The sequence below is a fragment of the Ancylomarina salipaludis genome (genome assembly GCF_004122035.1).
GTDB classification, from domain to species: domain Bacteria; phylum Bacteroidota; class Bacteroidia; order Bacteroidales; family Marinifilaceae; genus Ancylomarina; species Ancylomarina salipaludis.
In genome coordinates this window covers 1-1,493 of the sequence record NZ_SAXA01000035.1, presented here as the reverse complement: position 1 = coordinate 1,493, position 1,493 = coordinate 1, and the positions used below count along the sequence as shown (strand labels likewise).

The window sequence follows — 1,493 nt, the reverse complement described above, 5'->3', positions numbered from 1 at the left end:
TGCTATGTAATGCATAAACCTTGATACAAGCCCAATTTACGGCATTTTTTTGTTTTTCCCATCTCGTAAACATCAAAAAAAATGGCAATAAGAGGTTCAGTCATACCCCTTGCGGGTTGACGGGTTCTCTTCTTGTCATTAGCTTTTGAACGAGATGAAAAGCAAAAAGCACAGAATGTCAGGCTGCTATTTGTGATCGAAGCGTCACATTCCACGTATCAATTAAAAAAATAGGGAGGCACATGCTCATAGAAGGTTCTGAAAGTGAAGCCACCGCGCTGTTAAGTGCTCATCCCTAAACTACCCTTCTGTTTGCTTTAGGCTATTCCTCGTTCATATTTCACTCTGTTGCGCATCACGTGCATGATTTTGCTCAAGAGTTTTCGGGCCACCTTTACAATGGCTTTTTTGGCATTGCCTTTCAGGCAGTTTTCCTGATAGTATTTCAACATGGCAGGATCGGCTCTTACGGCCTGCCAGGCCGATTCTATAAGCAATGGCCTTAAATAATTATTGCTTCTGTAGGTAATGCTACCCGTTTGATCCTTTTCTCCACTTTGATGTAATCTGGGTACCAGACCGACATAACTGGCAAATTGTTTGAAATGTTTAAAGCGACCAATCTCACCGATTTCTGCCATGATCCCAATGGCGGTTATCGGTCCAATACCGGGTACGGTCTGAAGTATTTTAAAGAGGTGTCTGTCTCGTTTTCTTGCCGTATCTCTGAGCTTTTGTTCGAGCATACGCCTCTGTTCCATTAGAAACAACAAGTTGTTGATCAGCTGGTCGAGTTGAATCCTGGCAGTGGGAAATTGAAAGTCCAGGCCTTTAAGCCAATTCAGGTATTTTGATGACTTGGGGTTTCGGATAAATTCACCCGGAATACTGATGCTCTTAAAGGCCAGAAAACCTTTGATCCGTCCCTTGGTTCTTCGGATGTCTTTGGCCAAAGCCAAACGGGAACGAAACAAGCCCCTAAACCCTTCACTTTCCGGATCGAAGACATAAATCCCTTTTAAAAGGCCAGCTCGAAGGGCTTCGGCAATCATCCGACTATCGGATTTATCCGTTTTGTAATGTGAGTCCTTATCGCGTCGGGGAATGTCCGCCGGATTGACCACAATATTCTCAATACCCAAAGCATTGAGTTGGCGGTGAGTGGCATAACCAGAGAATCCGGCTTCGTATGCACTGTAATAAGAGGCTCCGGGAAAATTGCATTCCATGAAATGGAACAGGCTGTTTGGCTCCGGTGGAGAGGTAAATGTTTTGAGGCAAATAGCTTCACTCAGCACCGTAACCTGCCAGCTTTTTTTATGAACATCTAATCCAATATAAAGATTTTGTTCACTAAAGTCGATTTTTTTAATAACTTGTGTTCGCATAGGCCCTAGTTGTTTTTGTGTGGTACTAATACAAATTTAAAACTATGTGTCCCTTCTGTCAAAAGAAGGTGAACACAGGCCTATGCATTATCATAGTGGCTCATA

At 43.1% G+C, this 1,493-nt stretch carries 1 protein-coding gene; it reads right to left on the bottom strand.

Annotation, left to right across the window (positions count from 1 at the left end; translation table 11 throughout):
• Positions 1 to 317: 317 nt before the first annotated feature.
• Positions 318 to 1,388, bottom strand: coding sequence for an IS110 family RNA-guided transposase (locus tag EO244_RS16730; RefSeq protein WP_129255830.1), 1,071 nt, complete (start codon positions 1,386 to 1,388; stop codon positions 318 to 320).
• Positions 1,389 to 1,493 lie beyond the last annotated feature (105 nt).